The sequence below is a fragment of the Streptomyces sp. NPDC001744 genome (assembly GCF_042892575.1).
In the GTDB taxonomy this organism is placed as follows: Bacteria; Actinomycetota; Actinomycetes; order Streptomycetales; family Streptomycetaceae; genus Streptomyces.
In genome coordinates this window covers 107362-128409 of the sequence record NZ_JBIAUG010000021.1, presented here as the reverse complement: position 1 = coordinate 128409, position 21048 = coordinate 107362, and the positions used below count along the sequence as shown (strand labels likewise).

17 protein-coding genes are annotated in these 21048 nt (G+C 75.0%); 6 read left to right on the top strand and 11 right to left on the bottom strand.

The genetic code is table 11. The features are described from left to right. Positions 1 to 59: 59 nt before the first annotated feature. Complete coding sequence (locus ACFYZY_RS23845) at positions 60 to 1061, top strand: ABC transporter substrate-binding protein (RefSeq protein WP_388697534.1); 1002 nt, start codon at positions 60 to 62, stop codon at positions 1059 to 1061. A gap of 149 nt (positions 1062 to 1210) precedes the next feature. On the opposite strand, the gene ACFYZY_RS23840 is transcribed toward ACFYZY_RS23845, so the two are convergent. Next, complete coding sequence (locus ACFYZY_RS23840; protein WP_388697531.1) at positions 1211 to 2095, bottom strand: iron-sulfur protein; 885 nt, start codon at positions 2093 to 2095, stop codon at positions 1211 to 1213. Between the two features lie 249 nt (positions 2096 to 2344). Here ACFYZY_RS23840 and ACFYZY_RS23835 point away from each other — a divergent pair, with 249 nt between their 5' ends. The 5 genes from ACFYZY_RS23835 (at position 2345) to ACFYZY_RS23815 (ending at position 9771) form a co-directional block, all read left to right on the top strand. Next, positions 2345 to 3535, top strand: a complete 1191-nt coding sequence (locus tag ACFYZY_RS23835; protein WP_388697528.1) for an acetyl-CoA carboxylase biotin carboxylase subunit family protein — start codon at positions 2345 to 2347, stop codon at positions 3533 to 3535. Positions 3536 to 3558: 23 nt separating this feature from the next. Then, the gene (locus ACFYZY_RS23830) at positions 3559 to 5361 is read left to right on the top strand and encodes an IucA/IucC family protein (protein WP_388697562.1); all 1803 of its coding nucleotides are present in this window, start codon (positions 3559 to 3561) and stop codon (positions 5359 to 5361) included. A 230-nt stretch (positions 5362 to 5591) separates the two neighbouring features. Next, the gene (locus ACFYZY_RS23825; protein ID WP_388697525.1) at positions 5592 to 6785 is read left to right on the top strand and encodes an MFS transporter; all 1194 of its coding nucleotides are present in this window, start codon (positions 5592 to 5594) and stop codon (positions 6783 to 6785) included. After that, positions 6785 to 8563 carry an IucA/IucC family protein gene (locus tag ACFYZY_RS23820; RefSeq protein WP_388697522.1) on the top strand — a complete coding sequence of 593 codons (1779 nt, stop codon included), beginning with the start codon at positions 6785 to 6787 and terminating at the stop codon, positions 8561 to 8563. Before ACFYZY_RS23825 ends, ACFYZY_RS23820 begins: the two co-directional genes overlap by 1 nt. Next, positions 8560 to 9771 carry a type III PLP-dependent enzyme gene (locus ACFYZY_RS23815; protein ID WP_388697521.1) on the top strand — a complete coding sequence of 404 codons (1212 nt, stop codon included), beginning with the start codon at positions 8560 to 8562 and terminating at the stop codon, positions 9769 to 9771. Before ACFYZY_RS23820 ends, ACFYZY_RS23815 begins: the two co-directional genes overlap by 4 nt. On the opposite strand, the gene ACFYZY_RS23810 is transcribed toward ACFYZY_RS23815, so the two are convergent. The 10 genes from ACFYZY_RS23810 to pelF form a co-directional block, all read right to left on the bottom strand. Next, positions 9768 to 11867: a xanthine dehydrogenase family protein molybdopterin-binding subunit gene (locus ACFYZY_RS23810; protein ID WP_388697518.1), complete on the bottom strand. Its 2100-nt coding sequence runs from the start codon at positions 11865 to 11867 to the stop codon at positions 9768 to 9770. The genes ACFYZY_RS23815 and ACFYZY_RS23810 overlap by 4 nt on opposite strands. Before the next feature lie 23 nt (positions 11868 to 11890). Next, the gene (locus ACFYZY_RS23805) at positions 11891 to 12898 is read right to left on the bottom strand and encodes an FAD binding domain-containing protein (protein WP_388697516.1); all 1008 of its coding nucleotides are present in this window, start codon (positions 12896 to 12898) and stop codon (positions 11891 to 11893) included. Further along, a complete protein-coding gene (locus ACFYZY_RS23800) occupies positions 12895 to 13449 on the bottom strand; it encodes a 2Fe-2S iron-sulfur cluster-binding protein (protein WP_388697513.1) in 555 nt (184 codons plus the stop codon). The genes ACFYZY_RS23805 and ACFYZY_RS23800 overlap by 4 nt, the downstream gene beginning before the upstream one ends. A 183-nt stretch (positions 13450 to 13632) precedes the next feature. Continuing rightward, complete coding sequence (locus ACFYZY_RS23795; RefSeq protein ID WP_388697559.1) at positions 13633 to 14619, bottom strand: endo alpha-1,4 polygalactosaminidase; 987 nt, start codon at positions 14617 to 14619, stop codon at positions 13633 to 13635. Positions 14620 to 14648: 29 nt separating this feature from the next. Further along, positions 14649 to 15311 (bottom strand): spherulation-specific family 4 protein, encoded by a 663-nt coding sequence (locus ACFYZY_RS23790; RefSeq protein ID WP_388697510.1) that lies wholly within the window; start codon positions 15309 to 15311, stop codon positions 14649 to 14651. Then, positions 15308 to 16237 (bottom strand): NAD-dependent epimerase/dehydratase family protein, encoded by a 930-nt coding sequence (locus ACFYZY_RS23785; protein ID WP_388697508.1) that lies wholly within the window; start codon positions 16235 to 16237, stop codon positions 15308 to 15310. The genes ACFYZY_RS23790 and ACFYZY_RS23785 overlap by 4 nt, the downstream gene beginning before the upstream one ends. A gap of 6 nt (positions 16238 to 16243) precedes the next feature. Next, positions 16244 to 16957, bottom strand: coding sequence for an NDP-sugar synthase (locus ACFYZY_RS23780; RefSeq protein ID WP_388697506.1), 714 nt, complete (start codon positions 16955 to 16957; stop codon positions 16244 to 16246). A 31-nt stretch (positions 16958 to 16988) separates the two neighbouring features. Beyond that, positions 16989 to 17990, bottom strand: coding sequence for a GDP-mannose 4,6-dehydratase (locus ACFYZY_RS23775; protein WP_388697502.1), 1002 nt, complete (start codon positions 17988 to 17990; stop codon positions 16989 to 16991). Positions 17991 to 18078: 88 nt separating this feature from the next. Beyond that, positions 18079 to 19479, bottom strand: a complete 1401-nt coding sequence (locus ACFYZY_RS23770) for a hypothetical protein (protein ID WP_388697500.1) — start codon at positions 19477 to 19479, stop codon at positions 18079 to 18081. Next, positions 19476 to 20987 (bottom strand): GT4 family glycosyltransferase PelF, encoded by a 1512-nt coding sequence (gene pelF / locus ACFYZY_RS23765; RefSeq protein ID WP_388697499.1) that lies wholly within the window; start codon positions 20985 to 20987, stop codon positions 19476 to 19478. Before pelF ends, ACFYZY_RS23770 begins: the two co-directional genes overlap by 4 nt. Positions 20988 to 21048: the final 61 nt, after the last annotated feature.

Here is a 21048-nt window from a genome sequence, read left to right as displayed (position 1 = left end):
GTGGTGTCCGCACCGTCGTCGGCCGCTCGTCTGCACCGTCAGCTCATGGGAGAGACCCGATGAACACCTTCACTCAGCGCCGCCGGCCCGGCCGGACCGCCGCTGCCGCCCTCACGGCGGCGATGGCCCTTTCCCTGGCGGCCTGTGGCGGCGGCGGTGAGGACGGCAAGGCTTCCGGTGCCCCGGACAAGTCCGCCGCGGCCGATGCCGGATTCCCGCGCACCATCACCCACGACAAGGGCAAGACCGAGGTCAGGACCAAGCCCAAGCGCGTGGTGGCGCTGGACAACAGCCTCGTCGAGGCCGTCATCGCCCTGGACGCCCCGCTGGTCGGCGGCATCGGCTCGTACCGCGACCAGAAGGGCTTCCCGCCCTACCTCGGCGACGCGGTCAAGAACACCAAGGACGTGGGCCCGCTCGACAGCCCCAACCTCGAGGCGATCGCGGCCCTCAAGCCGGACCTCATCGTCTCGGCGACCGTCCGTCACGAGGACCTGTACGACCAGCTGAGCAAGATCGCCCCGACCGTCTTCGTCAAGACGACCGGTCCGATCTGGAAGGAGAACGTCACCTTCCTCGGTACGGCGCTCGGCGAGGAGGCGAAGGCCAAGGCGGAGCTCACGGCGTACGAGACGCGCGCCAAGAAGATCGGCGACGCGATCAACGCCAAGAACCCGAAGCAGACGTACTCCCTGGTCCGGTTCCTCGACGGCCCGACGCGCGTCTACCTGCCCGCGACCTTCAGTGGCATCGTCCTGAACGACATGGGCCTCGCCCGGCCGGCGAACCAGCAGGACCCGAAGAAGTTCAACATCGAGATCAGCGAGGAGCAGATCCAGCAGGCCGACGCCGACCACATCTTCATGACGACCTTCTCGGGCGGTGAGGAGCGGAAGAAGAAGTTCCTCGCCAACCCGCTGTGGCAGCGCCTGAACGCGGTGAAGAAGGGCAACGTCCACGAGGTGGAGGACTCGGTCTGGATGACCTCGGTCTCGCTCCAGGGCGCCGACATGATGCTCGACGACATGGCGAAGATGTTCAAGGTCGACCCCGCCAAGTGACCTGCGGTCCGCCGCGGTCGACCCCGCCCGCGGCGGTCGTGAGGCCGTGAGGTCGTGAAGCCGACGACGCGGGCCGGCACCGGGATCTCCCGGTGCCGGCCCGCGTCGTCGTGCCGGCCCGGGGCGGTTCCCGCCGTACGGACGCGCGGTCAGGCTTCGCCGTCGAGCCGCCGGACCCGCTCCGCGTCGCCCGTGCGCGGGCACGTGCCGCACGGGCGGGCGGCGTCGAGCGCGTAGTACAGGCAGCAGCCGGTCCGCGTGCGGGTCGGGTACCGTCGCCCGTCGCGGCCCGCCAGCCGGCGGAAGTCCGCGCCCGCGGGGAACGGCGCGACGGCCGTCGGGAGCAGCTCGGTGGCGGCGTTCACGGCCCGGTCCTCCTGGCCGAGCACGCGTCCGAGGTACCAGACGCCGGAGAGCAGGTCGTCCCCGGCCATGCCCCACAGGGCGCGCGGGCCGCGCCGGACGTGCGGAGCGATCGCGGTCAGGAGCGGACCCACGTGGTCGGCGACTGCGGCCCGCAACTCCGCGCGCAGCGCCTCCCGGCCGACTGCCCGCACGCCGGGCGTCGGCGCCTCTCCGGCCGCGGGATCGTCCGGCAGGCAGGCGAACGCGGAGCCCGGAGTCACCTCGTACACCCCCGTCGAGAGGTCGAGCCGGATCTCCGCCGGGCGGATGCGCGGGACGCGCCGCTCCAGGTACCAGACGCCGCTCATCAGCAGGCTGACGGACCAGAGGTAGTCGTGGAGCGCGCGGGAGGCCGCGACGTCCGGACGGGGGGTGAGCCCGTGCCGCTGCCGGATGCGCGCGGACTCGGCGGCGACGAAGGCCGACAGGGCCTCCGGACGCTCCACCAGCTCCGCACCCGTCACCCACGCTCCGGCCTCCGGCGCGCCGTGCGCCGCGTCCGCCGCTCCCGGGCCGGCGACCCGCACGTCCAGCGCCTCGCACAGGGCGACGAGGTTCCGGTAGCCCGGGGCGAGCGTGCCCCGGTCCGCGGCGGCGGGGGTCACCGGGATGGCCAGGGAGGTCGTCATGGACGTTCCTTCACGAGCGGGGCGGCGCGGAGTGCGCCAGGAACAGTAAACACAGGTAAGGCTTACCTTATGTTCAAGGGTGCCCGTGATCAATCCCGTCAAGTCGCGACCCTCGACAGTGGGTTGAAACTTAGGATTGCCTAACCTAAACTGCTCCCGCCGGTGCCTGGATCAAGCCGCCGGATGGGCCGCCCCTCCCGTGACCGGGACGGCCCACCCCTCCCACGACATCGGAAGGCGTCGCCGCCCATGCGGTTGTACCTGCTCGCTCTCAACCCCACCGACTCGGTCACCGACGGCTTCCTGCCCGCCGCCGCCCGGCTCGGCCTCGACGTCACGATGCTCACCGACCAGCCGGACGCCCACCGGGGCCGCTACGCCGAGGAGGTCGAGATCCTGGAGTGCGACGTCCGTGACTTCCGCGCCGTCATCTCCCGCATCTCCACCCACCACGCGCCCGACGCCGTGTTCACCAACAGCGACCACATACAGACGCAGGCCGCCCTGGCCGCCGAGTACTTCGGCCTGCCCGGCAAGAGCTGGCGGACCGCGCTGCGCGTCAAGGACAAGGCGCAGATGCGCCGCCACCTCGCCGCCGCCGGCCTCGACGCCGTGTGGTCCGCCGAACTCGCCGCCGACGCCGACCCGGCCGCCGTCGCGGCCGCCGCGCCCCATCCCTGCGTGGTCAAACCGCGCGAGGGCGTCGCCAGCGAGGACGTCGTCCTCGTCGACGGGCCCGAGGACCTGGTCCTGCGCTGCAAGGAGATCCGGGACCGGCGCCCCGGCGCGGCCCTGGTCGTCGAGGAGTACCTCGCCGGCGAGCTGTTCACGATGGAGACGCTCGGCGACGGCACGGTCCGGCACGTCCTGGGCGGCTTCCACACCCAGCTCTCCGCCCCGCCGTACTTCGTGGAGGAGCGCTCGGCCTTCGTCCCGGCCCACCCCGAGCCGGTCGCCGCGCAGATCCTCGCGCAGCTCGACGCCCTGGGCGTCGGATTCGGCATCTGCCACACCGAGTTCGTGGTGCACGAGGGCCGTGCCCGCATCATCGAGGTCAACTACCGCGCCATCGGCGACCAGAGCGACCAGCTCCTCGAACAGCTCCTCGGCATCCCGCTCTTCGAACTCGTCCTGCGCACCCACCTCGGCGAACCCCTCCCCGCCGAGCTGGACGCGCGCCGCGACGGCGCGGCCCGCATCCACACCCCGTGCGCCGACCGCGCCGGAACCCTCACGGCCGCCCCCGGCGCCACGGACCGGGAGGTGGACGGCGTGCGGTTGTCGTACCGGCCGGTGCGCTCCGTCGGCGAACGCCACGAGCTCTACCACACCAACCGCGACTTCCTCGGCGTCGTCCGCGCCATCGGCACCGACCTGGCGAGCGTCGACCGCGTCGTCGCCGACTTCCTCGCCGCCCAGACCTGGGAGATCACTCCGTGAGCCCGACCCCGACCCCGACGCCGATCGCGGCCCCGCCCGCCACCGCCGGTCCGGCCGGCGGCGCCGAAGAGGCCCTGCTGCTGCGAGTGCTGAGCGCCTTCCTCCGCGAGGACGTCGTCGGCCTGCGCACCCGCTCGACCACCGTCGAGCGCGAGGACGGCCGCTGGCTGCGGCTGCCCACCGGTACGGAACCGGACGCGGCCCTGCTGCTGCCCGTCGGCGAGGACGGATTCCAGGGCGAGTACGCCGCCCGCCGCCCGCTGCTGGTCAGTGAGCCCGGCGGGGCCGAACTCACCGGCTGCGACGCGGTCCTCGGCGCGCTGACCGCGCTCGCCGACCCCCTCGACCTGCCCGGATTCGTGTCCTTCGCCGAGGAGTGCCGCCAGACCCTGGCCACGATGCGGCTGCACGACCGCACCGCCGACGAGGTCGGCCACGTGCTGACCGCCCGCTACGGCGCCGACCCGGCCGACTGGACGGGCCTCGCGCCCTCCCTCGCCCACGACACCCTCGCGGCCCGCCTCGACCACCCGGTCTACCCGACCGCACGGGGCCGCTCCGGCCTGGACGACGCGCACCTGCGCGCGTACGCGCCCGAGTTCCACCCCCGCTTCGCGCTGCGCTGGCTCGCCGTGCCCCGGGACGCGGTCACCGTCCCCGGCGGCGCCGACCGGCTGCCCGCGAGCTGGCCGTCACCCGCCGACCTCGGTCTGCCCGAACTCGACGGCACCCATCTCGCGCTCCCGGTCCACCCGCTCAGCCTCGGCGCCCCGCTGGAGGACGCCCTGCGCGAGGCGGGCCTGGAGGGCACGGCGGTCCTGGCCGGCGAACCGTACCGGGAAGCCGTGCCGACGCTGTCCATGCGCACGGTCGCCCTGGCCGACGAGCCGGACCTGCACCTCAAACTCCCCCTGGTCACCGCCACCCTGGGCATGCGCAACCGCCGGACCATCAAGCCGGTCACCCTCGACCACGGCGCCGCCGGCCAGCGGCTCGTCGAAGCCGTCATCGCCCGCGAGCCCCGGTTCAAGGGAACGATCCTGCACGCGGACGAGACCGTGTACGCCCACGCCGGTCACGAACTGCTCGCCGTCCTGTGCCGCCGCTACCCGGCCGGCCTCGACCGGGCCGTCGTCCTGCCGATGGCCGCGCTCCTCAGCACCGCACCGGGCGGCCGCCTCCTCGTCGACCACCTCGCCGACCGCTTCTACGGCGGCGACCCGGTGGCCCTGTTCGACGCCTGCACCACCCTGCTCCTCGACTGGCAGGCCGCCCTCTTCGACCACGGCATCGCCCTCGAGTCCCATCAGCAGAACGTCTCGCTGGTGTTCGACCGGGCCCCGGAGGACGGCCGTACGCGACTGCGGCTGCTGTTCAAGGACGACGACGGTCCCCGCCTGAACCTGCCGCGGCTGCGCCGAACCCTGGGACCCGAGGCGGACGAGCTGGTCTCCGGCTTCCGGGACCCGCGGATGTTCGGCGAGGACTACCGGGCCGTCGCCGACATGTTCGTCACCATCACCCTCCACCTGTGCGTGGGCGCGTACGCCTTCGGCCTGGCCGCGCACGGCCGCGCCCCGCGCGAGACCCTGCTGGACCTCGTACGCGAACGGATCGCGGAGTGCGCCGAGCGTCTCGGGACCGGCCCCGGGCAGCCCGGGGCGGTGCTGCGGGAACGGGTGCTGGAGGCCGGCGAGCTGCCGGTCAAGGCCATGGTCACCGCGGGGACCCTCCTCACCAAGGAGCGGTCCGGCGCCTCGGACATCAACACGCACTACACGACGGGCCCCAACTACCTGCGCCGTCGGGCGGGGGACCCGCGATGAGCGCGACAGCCGCCGGGACGAGGGGGTCCGCGGCCCCGGAGCCGCGGACCGGGTCCGACCCGATCGGTCCGGTCGGTCCGGTCGGACCGGTCGACTCGGTGGGCCCGGTGGGCCCGGTGGGCCCGGTGGGTCAGGTAGGCCCGGCCGGTCCGTCGGGGAACCCGCCCGCCCCCTCCTCACGTCCCACGCTGGGGCGGCGGCAGGTCCACGCCGTCGCCGGAACCTACTTCGTGGCGTCCTTCGCCGCGCTCGGCCTCCCCCCGTACCTCACGGAGATCCTCCCCGGGCTCGGGGACCCCACCGCCCGCTGGGCAGGCGTGCTGTACATCGTCCCCACGATCTTCGCCGCCGTCGGTGCCCCGCTGTGGGGACGGCTCGCCGACCGGTTCGGGCGCAAGCGCCTGCTGCTGCGCGCCCAGCTCGGACTGGCCCTGTCGTTCCTGCTCGCCGGGTGGGCCGACTCCCTCGCCGCCTTCACCGTCGCCCTGGTCCTCCAGGGCATCCTCGGTGGCACGTTCGCCGCCTCCAACGGCTACCTGGGCGCCGCCCTCGAGGGTCCGGAGCTGTCCAAGGCGCTCACCCTGATGCAGGGCGCGGCCCGGGCGGCGCTGGTCTTCGCCCCGGTGGTGGTCGGCTCGCTGTCGCCCTGGGTGTCGCCCCACCGCCAGTACGTGCTGTTCGCCGTCCTGCCGCTCGCGGCGGCGGTGCTGATCGCGGCGCTGCCGGAGTCGCGCGCGGCGAGGCCCCCGGCCGACCGGGCCACCGGGGCGGGGCGGGAGACCGAGCCGGACGCCGGGACCGCGAAGACGCCGGAGGGGGCGACGGAGCCGGCGGGCCCGGGAACGCCGTCGCCGGTCTCCCGCCTCCGGGCCCTGTACGCCCTGGAGTTCGCCTTCGTCTTCTCCACCGTCATCTCCTTCCCCTACCTGATCCGGCTCGTCGAGGACCGCGTACCCGGCACCTCCCCGGCCGTCTCGGGCCTCTTCTTCGCCCTTCCGCACCTGTGCTACCTGCTGACGGCCATGGCCGTGCACGCCGCCTTCCACCGCCGCCCCCGGACGGGCATCGCCCTGGGCTTCGCCTGCATCGCGCTCGGCCTCGCCGGGCACGGCGTGGCCGGCAGCCTGGTCACCCTGACCGCCGTACGGCTGCTCCTCGGCGCGGGCCTGACCCTCGGACTCGTGTGCCTGTCCGTGCTCGCGGCCGAGTGCGCCGAAGGACGCGCCTCCGGCGGGCTGTTCGGCTCGCTGGAGTTCTTCTCCAAGGCGGGCGCCGTCGTCGCGGGAGTCGCCGCCGCCGTGGGCACCGCCCGCTACGGCCCGGCCGCACCCGTCCTGACCGGTGGTGTCGTGGCGCTGGGCGCCGTGTGCGGCCTCGCCCTGCCCCGCACCCTCCGTTCGATCCGCACCCGCTGGAGCCGTTGATGCCCCCGCTGAACAAGTCGCTCGCCCCCGCTCCCGTGTCCGCCGGACGGGCCGGCGCCCCTGACCTGCCGAGCGCCGACGACGTCGTCGCGCACACCCTCCTCAACTGCCTGCTGCGCGAAGTGTCCGGACCCGAGCACCAGAGCGCCGTCACCGACGGCCACCTGCTGCTGCGCCTGCCCCGGCGCGGCGTGCTGCTGCGGATCGCCCTGCGCCGCACCTCCCTCCTGGGCGCCCACCGGTTCACCGGCCCCGTCCTCGAACAGGACGGCGACGCGTGGAAGCGGATCGACTGGCGGCGCCTCGCCGAGCACACCCGGGAGGAGCTGTCACTGCGCACGGGCGTACAGAACGACGAGTTCCTGGGACAGGTCGCCTCCGGTCACGAGGCCGTCGCCGCCGCGCTGGCCGCCCGCGGCACGGAGCGGCACCCGTTCACCGGTGAGGACGGCCTCGCGACCTACCTCGCGTCCGAGCAGTCGCTCCTCTTCGGCCACCGCTTCCACCCGACCCCCAAGGCGCGCAGCGGCGACGCCTCCTCCTGGTCGTCGTACGCGCCCGAGGCGGGCGCCGTCTTCCCGCTGCGCCACCTCGCGGTCCGTGCCGGGCTGATCGCCGAGGAGCGCGTCGAGGAGAGCGCCACCGAACCGCTGGACCGGCTGCACCCCGGTCTCCCGGACGGCTACCGCCTGCTGCCCGCGCACCCGTGGCAGTACGCGATGCTCCGCGACCACCCCGGACTGCGGGCCGCGTTCGACCGCGGCGACATCCTGGACCTCGGGCCGGGCACCCGGCCCTTCGCCGCCACGGCGTCCGTGCGCACCCTCTACGACGGCGAGACGTTCCTGAAGTTCAGCCTCAACGTCCGCATCACCAACTGCCTGCGCAAGAACTCCCGTTACGAGCTGACCGGTGCCGTCGCGCTGACCCGGCTCCTGGAGCCCGCCCTGACCGACCTGGCGGCCCGCTTCCCCGGCAGCGGCATGCTCCGCGAGCCCGCCTACCGCAGCCTCGCCCTGCCTGGCCCCGACGGGACGCCCGACCGCGCCCTGCTCGAAGGCTTCGGCGTGATCGTCCGCGAGGGCCTGTCCCGGCAGCTCCTGCCGGGGACCACCCCGCTGCTCGCCGGCGCCGTCGCCGACGAGTACCCGACCGGCCCCGGTCACATCTCCCGCCTCCTGCGGGGAGCCGGCCCGGGGGCCGCGCTCGACTGGTGGGCGGCGTACCTCAAGCTGCTCGTCCCGCCGGTCCTGGCCGCCTACTTCGACCACGGCCTCGTCCTGGAACCCCACCTCCAGAACGTCGTCGTCTGCGTCGACGACGACGGCATGCCGGCCCAGGTCCTCTTCCGCGACCTCGAAGGCACGAAGCTCCTGCCCGAGCGGCACGCCGCCACCCTCGCCCCGCTGCCCGCCGACGTCGCCGGCCCCATGACGTACGACGCCGAGCGCGGCTGGGACCGGGTCGTCTACTGCCTGCTGGTCAACCACGTCGCCGAGATGCTCGCCGCGCTCGCGGACCTGCACCCGCAGTCCGAGGCCGCGCTGTGGGCCCAGGTCCGCGCCACCCTGCGGACCTACGCCGACCTGCACGGATGCCCGCCCCGGCTCGCCGCCCTGCTGGCCGGCGTACCGCTGCCGGCCAAGGCCAACCTGCTCACCCGCTGGGAGCGCAAGGCCGACCGCGAGGCCGGTTACGTCCGTCTCGCCTCCCCCTTCGCCGAGGCCGTCCTGACGGAAGCGGCCCACGACGAGAACACCTGGAGCGAAGCCCGATGACCGCCCCCACCGCGACGGTGACCGACCGCGTCCTCTCGCTGGACCCCACCGAACTCCCGGCCTACGTCTACGACCTGGCCGCCCTGCGCGAACACGCGGCATCGGTGCGGGCGGCCCTCCCCGCGAACGTCGAGCTGTACTACGCGGCGAAGGCCAACCCCGAGCCGGAGGTCCTGGCCGCGCTCGGCCCGTACACCGACGGCTACGAGGTCTCCTCGGGCGGCGAACTCGCCCACGTCGCCAAGGCCGTCCCGGGCCGGCCGCTCGCCTTCGGCGGCCCCGGCAAGACCCCGGCCGAACTGGCGGAGGCCCTCGGCCGGGGCGTCTCCCGCTTCCACGTGGAGAGCCTCCACGACCTGGCCGTGCTGGGGACCCTTTCGGCCGGGCTCGCCCCCGGGGCCCGCGTCCCCGTCCTCCTCCGCTTCAACCTGCCCCTGGCGAACGCCTCGCTGGCGGGCAGCTCACTGACGATGGGCGGCCGCCCGACCCCGTTCGGCCTCGATCCGGCGGACGCGGACACGGCGGTCCGCCTCCTCGTGGACGGCCGGTATCCGCACCTCGAACTGCGGGGCGTCCACGCCCACCTGGCCAGCGGCCTGGAGGCCCCGGACCTCCTGGCGGCGGCGGAATCCGTCGTCACCTGGTCCGCCGGCCTCGCCGCCCGCCACCGCTTCCGCCTGGCCGAGGTCAACGTGGGCGGCGGCATGAACGTCGACTACACGGCCCCCGGCAGCCGCTTCGACTGGACGGCGTACGGCGCCGGCCTGGCGCGCCTCACCGCCGCCCACCCCGGCCTGACCGTACGGATCGAACCGGGGCGGGCCCTGACCGCGTACTGCGGCTGGTACGCCACCGAGGTCCTGGACGTCAAGGACAGCCACGGCGAGACCTTCGCGGTCGTCCGCGGCGGCACCCACCACCTGCGCACCCCCGCCACCAAGGGCCACGACCAGCCCTGTTCCGTCCTCCCGGTGGAGACCTGGCCGCACCCGTGGCCCCGCCCGTCCGCGGGCCGGCCCCTGGTCAACCTCACCGGCCAGCTCTGCACTCCCAAGGACCTCCTGGCCCGCCGGGTCCCCGCGCCGGGCCTGCGCGCGGGCGACCGGGTGGCCTTCGCCCTGGCGGGCGCCTACGCCTGGAACATCTCCCACCACGACTTCCTCATGTACCCCCGCCCCACGTTCCACTTCCTGGGCGGCCACGACTAGCGCGTCAGCAGGGGAAGGATCCGGTCCGGGGTCAGGGGCAGGTCGCGCAGGCGCACGCCCGTCGCGTGGTGGACGGCGTTGGCGATCGCCGCGGCCGTGCCGACGATCCCGATCTCCCCGATGCCCTTGCTGCCCATCGGGTTGAGGTGGGGGTCGTGCTCGTCCACCCAGTGCGCCTCGATCGCGGGCACGTCGGCGCAGGCGGGGACGTGGTACGAGGCCAGGTCGCGTTCGGTGTAGTCGCCGAAGACGGCGTCCATGGTGCTGTGCTCGGTCAGCGCCATGCCGAGCCCCATCGTCATGCCGCCGATGAACTGCGAGCGGGCGGTGCGGGGGCTGAGGATCCGGCCCGCCGCGAAGACGCCGAGCATCCGGTGCACCCGGACCTCGCCGGTGACCGTGTCGACGCGGACCTCCGCGAAGTGCGCGCCGAAGGCGTGGCGGGCGTACGGGGACTCCCGTCCCGTCTCCTCCCCGGTGTCCGCCTCGGCGGTCACGCCCCCGGGCGGCAGCGGACCGGAGCGCCCGGCCAGTTCTTCGCGCAGGGCCGTGCACGCCTTGTGCACGGCCCAGCCCCAGGAGCCCGTACCGGAGGAACCGCCCGCGACGGGGGCGTCGGGCAGGTCGCTGTCGCCGAGTTCCACGCGCACGGCGTCGAGCGGGACGTCCAGGGCTTCGGCGGCGATCCCGGCCAGGACCGTGCGCGCCCCCGTGCCGATGTCGGTGGCGTCGACCCGTACCGTGTAACGGCCGTCCGGTCCGGCGTGCGCCGACGCCTTCGACGGGCTCAGCATCACGGGGTAGGTGGCCGAGGCCACGCCCGTGCCCCACAGCAGGTCCCCTTCGCGGCGGACGCCGGGACGGGGGTCGCGGCCCTCCCAGCCGAAGCGCCGGGCGCCCTCCCGCAGGCACGCGGCGAGGCCCCTGCTGCTGAACGGCTTGCCGCTGTCGGGCTCCTCGTCGGGGTCGTTGCGCAGCCGCAGCTCCACCGGATCGACGCCCGCTGCCTCCGCCAGCTCGTCCATGGCGGCTTCCAGGGCGTACATGCCGGACGCCTCGCCCGGCGCGCGCATCCACGACGGGGACGGCACGTCCAGGGCCACCACCCGGTGGCCGGTGAAGCTGTGGGGAGAGGTGTACATGGTGCGGGCCGGGACGGCGGCCTGCTCGACGAACTCCTTCACCGTGGACGTCTGGGTGACGACCTCGTGGGAGAGGGCGGTGATCACCCCCTCCCCGGACGCGCCGATCCGGAGGCGCTGGATGGTGGGCGCGCGGTGGCCCACGACCGCCGCGAGCTCGCGGCGCGGCAGGACGAGCCGGACCGGGCGGCCGGTGTGCCGGGCGGCCATCGACGCGAGGACCGCCGGGGGCCGGGGCGTGCCCTTCGAGCCGAAGCCGCCGCCGACGAAGGCGGAGACGACCGTGATCCGCTCCGGCGGCAGCCCGAACAGGCCCGCCAGGACGTTCCGCACCGTCGTCGCGCCCTGGCTGGAGTCGTGCACGGTCAGCCGGTCCCCCTCCCACCGGGCGGTGGAGGCGTGGGGCTCCATCGGGTGGTTGTGCAGGGCGGACAGGGAGTACGTCGCGTCGATCCGTACGGCGGAGGCCGCGAAGGCCCCCTCGAAATCGCCGCGCTCCCGCACGGCCGGGAAGCCCCCGTTGGCCTTCTCGGGGGTGTAGAGGCGCGGGTGGTCGGCGCGGAGCAGGACGTCGTGGTCCTCGACGGCGTACTCGACCTCCAGCGCCTCGGCGGCCGCGCGCGCGTTCTCCGGGGTGTCGGCGACCACGACGGCGACGTACCAGCCCCGGTGCGGGACCCTGTCGTCCTGGAGCAGGAGGAGCGTCGGGTCGTCGCACTCGCCCAGGCGGGGCGCGTTCTCGTGGGTGAGCACGGCGTGCACGCCCGGACGCCGCAGGACCTCGTCGGCCCGCACGGCGGTGACCCGTCCGCGCGGCACGGTGGCGGGTACGGGACAGGCGTGGAGACAGCCGGGCGGGGTCCGGTCGACGGCGTAGCGGGCCTCGCCCGTCACCTTCTCCCGGGCGTCGCGCCGGACGGCCCCCGTCGCCGGGTCTGCGGATCGGCTGGTCATGGCGCGGTGCCCTCCTCCGGTGGTCATCGGGTCGTGCCGTCGTGCGCGGCGCGGGACGCGAGGCCGCGCAGGACGCTCACGGCCAGGTTGCGGGCGAGGGGGACCTTGAAGCCGTTGTCGCGCAGCGGTTCGGCCGCGGCGAGTTCGGCGTCGGCCGCCCGTTCGTACGTCTCGTCGGTCGCCGGCGCGCCGCGCAGGACCTCCTCCGCCGCGCGGGCCCGCCAGGGCTTGTGGGCGAGGCCCCCGAAGGCGAGGGCCGCGTGCCCGATCCGGCCGTCCTCGACGGTCAGGACGGCCGCGACGGAGGCGAGCGCGAAGGCGTACGAGGCGCGGTCGCGGGCCTTGCGGTAGGCGCCGCGCGCTCCGGGCGGGGGCGCGGGCAGCGTCACGCCGGTGATGAGTTCGCCGTCCTCGGAGACCGTGTCCCGGTCCGGGCGTTCGCCGGGCAGCCGGTGGAACTCCGTGACGGGCACGGTCCGTTCGCCGTCCGGTCCCAGGAGCCGGACCTCCGCGTCGAGGGCGGCGAGGGCGACCGCCATGTCCGACGGGTGGGTGGCGACGCAGTGGACGGAGTGGCCGAGCACCGCGAGGTCGCGGTGGACGCCCTCCCGGGCGGGGCAGCCCGAACCGGGCTCGCGCTTGTTGCACGGCTTCGACGTGTCCTGGAAGTACGGACAGCGGGTGCGCTGGAGCAGGTTGCCCCCGGTCGTGGCCGCGTTGCGCAGCTGCGCGGAGGCACCGGCCAGCAGGGCCTGCGAGAGGACGGGGTAGCGGGTGCGGACGAGGGGGTGGGCCGCGAGGTCGCTGTTCCGGACGGTCGCACCGATGTCCAGGCCGCCCCCGGCCGTCTCCTCCACCGCGTCGAGCGGCAGGCCGCCGACGTCGACGAGCAGCGAGGGGCCGGCCACCCCCAGCTTCATCAGGTCCACGAGGTTGGTCCCGCCGGCGAGGAACCGGGCACCGGGGTGGGCGGCGAACCGTTCGACCGCCTCCTCGGCCCGCTCGGGCCGGACGTACGCGAAGGGCTTCACCGCGCGGCCTCCCCGATCGCGTCCACGATGTGCGGATAGGCGCCGCAGCGGCAGATGTTCCCGCTCATGCGCTCGCGGATCTCGTCCGGGTCGAGCGGGACCGGTTCGCCCGGCGGCCGGTCCGGCGGCGTCACGAGCGAGGGCTGCCCGGCGGCGGCCTCGTCCAGGAGGGCGACGGCCGAGCAGATCTGGCCGGGGGTGCAGTAGCCGCACTGCAGGGCGTCGCGGGCGACGAACGCCTCCTGGACCGGGTGGAGCCGGTCGCCGTCGGAGAGTCCCTCCACCGTGGTGACGGACGCGTCCGCGCAGGCGACGGCGAGCTGCAGACAGCTGTTCACGCGCCGGCCGTCGAGGAGGACGGTGCAGGCCCCGCACTGCCCGTGGTCGCAGCCCTTCTTCGAGCCCGTGAGGTCGAGGTGGTCGCGCAGCGCGTCCAGCAGGGTCGTGCGGTGGTCGAGGGTGAGGGTGCGGGCCGTGCCGTTGACCCGCAGGGTGACCGTGGAGGAGGCGGCCCCGGCCTCCGGCCCGTACTCCACCCCGGCCCTACCCACGGCGGGCTCCCCGGGCGGTCCCGGACGGCCTCCCGGCCGCTCCGGGGTCCTCGCGTGTCGGTGCGGTCCGGTCCACGGGTCCTCCTCCTCGCCTTCGGCTTCGCCTCGGCCGACGTTATGCGAGGGGCGCCTTCCCCGCCCGCCGCGACCCATGCGGCTGGTCCCTTCGGGGGGCGGGGCCCGTCAGCAGGGTCTGCGCCACGCGTCCAGCTCCTGGTTCTTCAGCATCGACGACAGGCGGAGGGCGCGGGCCCGCGGGCAGAACGCGGAGGGGGCCCCGTCGTACTCCACGTGGAAGACCGCCTTGCCCGCCGCGACGAAGGGTTCGAGCCGGGCGCACTCGTCGTACCGGGCGCACTCCTCGTTGACCGCGAAGTCGAAGTGGGCCAGCAGCGCGGGGATCTGGGCGAGGTCGTTCTTGAGGCCCACGGCCAGGCCGCGCTCGTGGGCGATCTCCGCGATCACGCGGTTGTAGCGGAGCTGGTCGTCCGCCGTCAGCGGGAAGCCGGTGTCGTGGGCGTAGCCCTCCACCAGGTCCGGTTCCACCGCGTCGAACCCCTTGTCGCGGCACATGTCGAACCGGCGCTCCATCAGGGGGCGGAGCACGTCGACGCGGCGGATGTCCAGCCAGCGCTCGCCGTGCCAGCCGTTGGGCCCGCCCAGGACGGAGGAGGGGAAGGCGTCCCGGTCGGGGCGGTACTTCTCCCACGCGCCGACGTTGACGTAGCAGATCACCTTGCGGCCGTCCCGGTGCAGACGGGCCACGTCGGCGGCGCTGTTCTCGAAGCCGTCGATGTCGTACACCGGCACGTCGACGGAGGGGTCGGCCCTGCCGTCGAGCTGCCACTGCCACGCCAGGCCGGGACGGGGTCGCCAGCGCGGACCGGAGGCAGGGGACGGGGAGGACGCGGAGGACGCCGAGGGCGCGGCCGGGGGGCGGGCGGCGTCCCCCGGGGCGGGGCGGCCGGTCGGAGGAGGGGGCGTACGGGCCGGCGCGGAGCCGCCGGTGGCGGAGGCGCCGGGCCCGGGGGTGCCCGTCGCGGGGCCGGAGGTGCGGTCCGGTGCGGGGCCGGTCGTACGGCCCGCCGTCGGACCGGTGGCGGAACCGCCCCCCGCCCCCGGACCGCCCGGCCCTCCGGAGCAGCCGGCCAGCACCGCCAGGAGGAGCAGGAGGGCCGCGGGAGTCCGGCGGAGCCGCCTCACCGGTCCGCCTCCGCGAGCGCCGGGGTCAGACCGGCCCAGGGGTTGGGCGGCTCCCCGGTCACCGGGCCGCACACCCCCGCGCCCCGCTCGCGCGCGGTGCGCACGGCCAGCGGGACGAGCGGGGCGGGCACCCCGTACACCAGGTGGCAGAGCCGTTCCGCGGGCAGCCGCGCCGTCCACGACGGGCGGCTGAACGTCGAGACGTACGTGGACCAGTGGCCCTCGAAGGTGACCGTCAGGTCCGCCAGACGGGCGTAGCCCGGATCGGGGTGGACGCCCGGGTTGAGGACCACGGGGGAGACGCCCGCCCTGCGCAGGGAGCGCACCAGGCGCCGGCAGTCCGTCAGGCCGTCGCGCCCGGCGGTCGCCCGGTCGAGGAAACACCCGTCCACCCCGTACCACTCCCGGTGCCGGAGCGCCTCCTCGACGATCCGCTCCGCGTCGCGCACGCCGTAGTCCGTGTCCACGTAACCGAGCAGCCGCGCCCCCGCCGCCCGCAGCGCGCGGGCGGCGGCGGCGAACGCCGGATCGGGCGCGTCGCCGGGACCGCTCGCCGGGTTGATCACCACGGCGTACGTGTGCGCGGCGCCGGCGATCAGCCGGTGCCAGGCGGCCGGGTCCTCGGCGGGGTGGACGTACAGCGGGACCAGCAGGCTCACGGCGCCGCCACCCCGTCGGGCGTACGGGAGCGGAACCGCGCCGCCCACAGCGCCGCGAGGGAGGCGTCGAGGGAGTGGACCGGACGCCAGCCGAGAGCGGCACGGGCCGCGGTGATGTCCGAGCACTGCCACGACACCCGCGCGGACCGGGCCGAACCGCCCCCGTCCTCCTCGGTGATCCGGCCCCGGAACCCGGCCGTGTCCGCCAGCCTCCGCACCATCTCCCGCACCGGCAGGGCCTCGCCGCCGCCGACGTTGAGGACGGGCGGCGGCGGCCCGGGGGCGGTGACCGCCAGCTCCACCGCCCGCGCCACGTCCCGCACGTCCACGAAGTCGCGGTACGCGGAGAGGTCGCCGAGCCGCAGCTCCCCCTCCGGACCGCCCGGAACCCCCGCCCCGTCGAGCAGGGCGGCCACCCGCCCCGGCAGCCCCGTGACCGGGGCGCCCGCGCCCACCGGATTGCCCACCCTCAGCACCACCGCGTCGAGCCCCGACGCGGTCACCGCCACCGTGCCCGCCAGCTTGGTCGCGCCGTAAGGACCCGCCGGGGCGCACGGCTCCGACTCCGCCACCCGCCGGCCGGGCACCCCCGGACCGTACTCGGCGGCCGACCCCAGATGGACGAGCCGGGCGCCGGGCGCGGCCTCGCGCAGCGCCGCGCACAGCACGGCGGGCCCGCGCGCGTTCACCTCCGCGAGCGTGACGGCGTCGCCGCCGGTCGCGCCCGCGCAGTTGACCACGGCGTCGGGCGCGGCCTTCGCCAGCACGCCCGCCAGGACGTGCGGACGGTCGGAGGCGAGGTCGACGACGGCGTCGGCCCCCGGGGAACGGCCGCCGACGAGCACCCGGGTGCCCGGCAGCGCCCGCAGCCGCTCGGTGACGTGGCCGCCCAGGTAACCGCCGGCGCCGAGGACGAGGATGCGCATCGCTGTTCAGGCTCCCTTGAGCAGGAGGGACTTGCGGCTGGTGAACTCCGCGTTGGCCCGGTCGTAGTCGTCCGGACGGCCGATGTCCAGCCAGTAGCCGTCGAAGTCGTAGGCGTGCGGCGGCGTCCCGGCGGCGAGCAGGTCGAGGACCAGCTCGTCGAAGCCGAGCGGCAGTCCCGGCGTGTAGGCGTCGAGGGTCTCGCGCGAGACGCCGTAGACCCCCATGGACACCCGGTAGTCGATGCTCGGCTTCTCGGTGAAGGCGACCACCCGGTCGTCGTCGGTGGTCAGCACCCCGAAGTCGATGCGCACCTCGCGGGCGTACGTGGCGATGGTCAGCGGAGCGCCCGACCCCTCGTGCCGGCGCAGCACGTCGGCGTAGTCCAGGTCGGTGAGCACGTCCCCGTTCATGACGAGGAAGTGCTCCGGCAGCCGCTCGCGCAGGTTGAGCAGCGGGCCCATGGTGCCGAGCGGGTTCTCCTCGGTGGCGTAGTCGACGCTCATGCCCCACTGCGACCCGTCGCCCACGTAGGCGCGGATGATCCCGCCGAGGTGGCCGATGGCGAGGGTGCAGCGGGTGAAGCCGGACCGGGACAGCTGGCGCAGCACGATCTCCAGAATGGCGTGCTGGTCCCCGATGGGGACGAGCGGCTTGGGCAGCGCGGTGGTGTACGGCCTCAGCCGGACGCCCTTTCCACCGGCCAGGATCACAGCGTGCATGGCGTACCTCCTGCGGGACGTGCCGGACGGGTCAGATGTTGTAGATGCCGGTCTTGTAGCGGGCCAGGTTGGCGGGGTCGGCGAACCACTCGGCGGTCCGCGCCAGGCCCTCCTCCAGGGTGTGGACCGGCTCCCAGCCGGTTGCCGCGGTCAGCCGGGACGCGTCCGCGACGAGCCGCATCACCTCGGAGTCGGCCGGACGCAGCCGCGCGGAGTCCTCGCGGACGTCGAGCGGGGCGTCCATGACCTTCCCGATCAGCGCGACCAGGTCGCCGACCGAGATCTCCCCGCCCGTTCCCGCGTTGAAGGTCCGGCCCACGACGTCCTCCGCCGGGGCCGTGCCCACCGCGAGGAACGCCCGCGCGGTGTCCTTCACATAGGTGAAGTCCCGGGTGGGACGCAGGTCGCCCAGGGTGAGGGTGCGCTCCCCGGCCGCCACCTGGCCGATGACGGTGGGGATCACGGCCCGCATCGACTGCCGGGGACCGAAGGTGTTGAACGGGCGCAGCGTCACCACGGGCGTGCCGAAACTGGCGTGGTAGCTGTCCGCGAGCCGGTCGCCGCCCGCCTTCGAGGCGGCGTACGGGGACTGGGTGTGGATGGGGTGGTCCTCGGTGATCGGCACCGTCTGCGCCGTGCCGTACGTCTCGCTGGTCGAGGTGTGCACCAGACGGGGGATCCCCAGGGCGCGGACCGCTTCGAGGACGTTGAGGGTGCCGGTCACGTTGGTGTCCACGTAACTGTGCGGCGCCCGGTAGGAGTACGGGATCGCGATGAGCGCGGCCAGGTGGTACGCGCAGTCGGCGCCGTCGAGCAGACCGCGCACCGAACCCGGGTCGCGGACGTCGCCGAGCACGATCTCCACCTGGTCGAGGACGTCGGGGGAGAGGGTCTCCAGCCAGCCGTAGGAGGAGAACGAGTTGTACTGGGCCATGGCCCTGACCCGGTGGCCGGAGGCGACGAGCGCCTCCGTGAGGTGCGAGCCGATGAACCCTTCGGCCCCGGTGACGGCGGCGAGCGGTGCGGAGGTCAACTCTTCGGTCCTTTCGACGGGGAACAGCGCGGTGGTGGGCGGAGCGGGAACGGACGGAGCGGGAACGGACGGCCGGGAGGCCGGTCCGTCAGACGTGCGGCGAGGGCCGGCCCAGGAGGGCGACGACACAGGCCGCCAGACAGACCGCGGCCACGGAGCAGACCACGGGCAGCACGCCGGACCCCGGTGACGGCGCCGCACCGGTGACGGCCGCGGCGGTGACGGCGGCCGCCCCGCAGAGCGCGGCCGGCGGCCAGGCCACGCCGAACGCCTGGAGGAGCAGGGCGGTCCACAGCACCGCGGCGAGGGAGAGCAGCGCGGCCGGACCGGAGCCCATGAGCAGCGCCGGGACCAGCAGGAGCGGCAGGTAGCAGGAGAGGCAGAGCGCGAGGACGCCGGACGAGCGGAGCAGGAACGCCCGGGGCGTCGCGCTGGCGCGCAGCGCGGCGACCGACCAGCCCCGGTAGCGGTAGAGCAGCCACTCCGCCGGGCCCATGCTGAGCGTGAGGACGATGACCGCGTACGGGTCCCGCCGGCCCTCCAGCGTCACGAGCACCGCCGCCGCGAGCCCGAACAGGCCGTACGGCACGGAGGCGCGCAGCCGCGGCCGCGGACCGCCGGCGACGACCGGTACGGCGAAGCCGGAGCCGAGCACCCGCAGGGCGACGGCGAGCGTGGCGAGGAGCGCGAGCAGGGGGAAGGTGAGCCGCAGCAGGGCGCCCGGCTCCCACCAGGGCAGCAGCACGACGCCCGCCATCAGCGGGCTGAGCGCGGCGAGCAGCAGCCGCTCCCGGCCCAGCACGAGCAGCACGCCCGCCGCCGCCAGGTACAGCGACTGGGCCGCCGCCGCCGCGGTGGCGGGGCCCCCGCCGGCGGGGATCGCGGCGAGGCCCGTCGCCACGGCCGCCCCAAGCACGGAGCCCTTGAGCAGCGTGCGCGACGCCTCCCGCCGTCCCGTCGCGAGCCGCAGGTGTGCCCGGTGGCCGAGGGCCTGGCCCCACGCCCAGGAGACGACGCCCGCCGTGATCAGGACGGGGGCGTGCTCGTCGACGCGCCACAGCGGGGCGGTGAGGAGGTACGCCACGGCGGGCAGCGCGAACAGCAGACCGCGCAGCAGGCACCGGGCCGTGTCGGGCCGCCAGGGGTCGTCGGGCGCGGCCGGTTCCGGGAACGTCCGGGGCACCCGTTCGTACAGCGCCGCCGCGAGCGAGAACAGGGTGGGATGGCCGTACCGCTCCTTGATCAGGGAGGCGGACAGGCCGTCCGCCTCCAGGAGCGCGGCCACCTCGTAGGGGTGGACGGCCGGTCCGACGCGGTCCGCGAGTTCGGCGGCGAGCGCGCTGACCGCCTCCTCGTCGGGCCCCTTCGGAGGGAGCCGGATCGCCAGCGTGGCGTCGTCCAGGAACCGCCGGGTGCGCGGCACGGCGAGCCGGATCGCGAGCGTGTCCTGTTCGGCGCCGCCGGGTTCGAGGAACATCGGCCCGCTCATCCGGCGAAGCTCCCCGTGGCGCTGGCCACCGGCGCGGGCAGGACGGTCCGGACGGGCGCCCGCCGTTCCCCGGAGGCCAGTTCGTGGTAGATGGCGCGGAAGGTGTCGATGGTCTGCCGGAGGGTGAACCGCTCGATCACCCGCAGCCGGGCCGCCTCTCCCATCGCCCGGCGCCGGTCCGGGTCGCCGAGGAGGGCGAGCGCGGCGGTGGCCATCGCCGCGGGGTCGCGCGGCGGCACCACGAGCCCGGCGTCGCCCACGGCCTCCCGCACGCCCCCGACGTCGGTGGAGACGGTCGCGCGTCCGCAGGACATCGCCTCGATCAGGGTGAAGGGGAAGCCCTCGCTGATGCTGGACAGCATCACGACGTTGCCGGCCGCGTAGGCGTCCTTGATGTCGTCCACGCGTCCCTCGAAGGTGACGGCCCCGGCCTGGCCGAGGTCGGCCGCCAGCGCCTCGCAGCGCTCCCGGTACGCCTCCCCGCCCCGGGGCGTGCCGCCGAAGAGCCGCAGCCGGACGCCGGGCAGCCGGTCCCGGACGATCGCGAAGGAACGGATCAGCGTCTCCAGGTCCTTGATCGGGTCCACGCGCCCGGCCCAGCTGAGGGTGAGGGCCTCCGGTTCGGGACCGGCGTGCGGGAAGGCGGCGGGGTCCACGCCGTTGTAGACCGTGCGGATCGACGCCGGGTCGGCGCCGCCCTCCTCCTCCCACAGCCGGTTGTAGCGGTTGCCCGGGGTGATCAGGGACGCCTTGCGGTAGCTCTCCTCGGCGAGCAGCCGGAAGAAGCCGAGCACCACCGCCTTGACGGGCCAGCGGTAGGGCGCGGTGCGGTAGCCCAGGTAGCGCTCGCGCAGGTACACGCCGTGCTCGGTGAGCAGCAGGGGCACCCCGTGCCGTTCCAGGGCGGCCAGGCCCGGCAGGACGGCCACCCCGCCGCTGACGGCGTGCGCGACCCCGGTCGCCGGGGGCGGCGCGGACAGCGGGCGCAGGGCGTGTTCGAGCAGGGCGGTGGCGGTGAGCGCGTCGTGCAGGGTCGGCCCGGCCTCGCGTACGGCGAGTCCCGGGCGCCGCCACACGGAGGTGAGCACCGCGAGCGCCGCGTCGCCCCGCAGGAACGGACTGAGCAGGCCGTCCCCGGCGGCGTGCGCGAGCGCGTACAGGGCGGGGGAGAAACCGTCCTCGGCACGCGGGTCGAGCAGTGCGGTCAGGAACTTCTCGTAGGCGTCGGCGAGCCGCCCGGCGGTCCTGCCCCGGGCCGGCCGGCCCTCCGGCGCGGGGCCCCACATGGGGACGGAGAGGACGCTGGAGACGTGGGCGGGCAGGTCCCACGCGAGGGCTTCGCGGCCCGAGCCGGTGACGGCGAGGACGTCGAAGTCGATGTCCGGCATGCCGGTGACGAGCTGGTCGCACCAGACGCTGACGCCGCCGTGGCTGTGCGGGTAGGTGCCCTCGGTCAGAAGGGTGACGCGCGGGGCGCCCGGGCGCCGGGCGCCGTGTCGAACGTGCATGTGTGTGCTCCACGGCCGTGGTGGGGTGGTCGTGCGGGTCCCGGCCGCCGCTGGGCGGCCG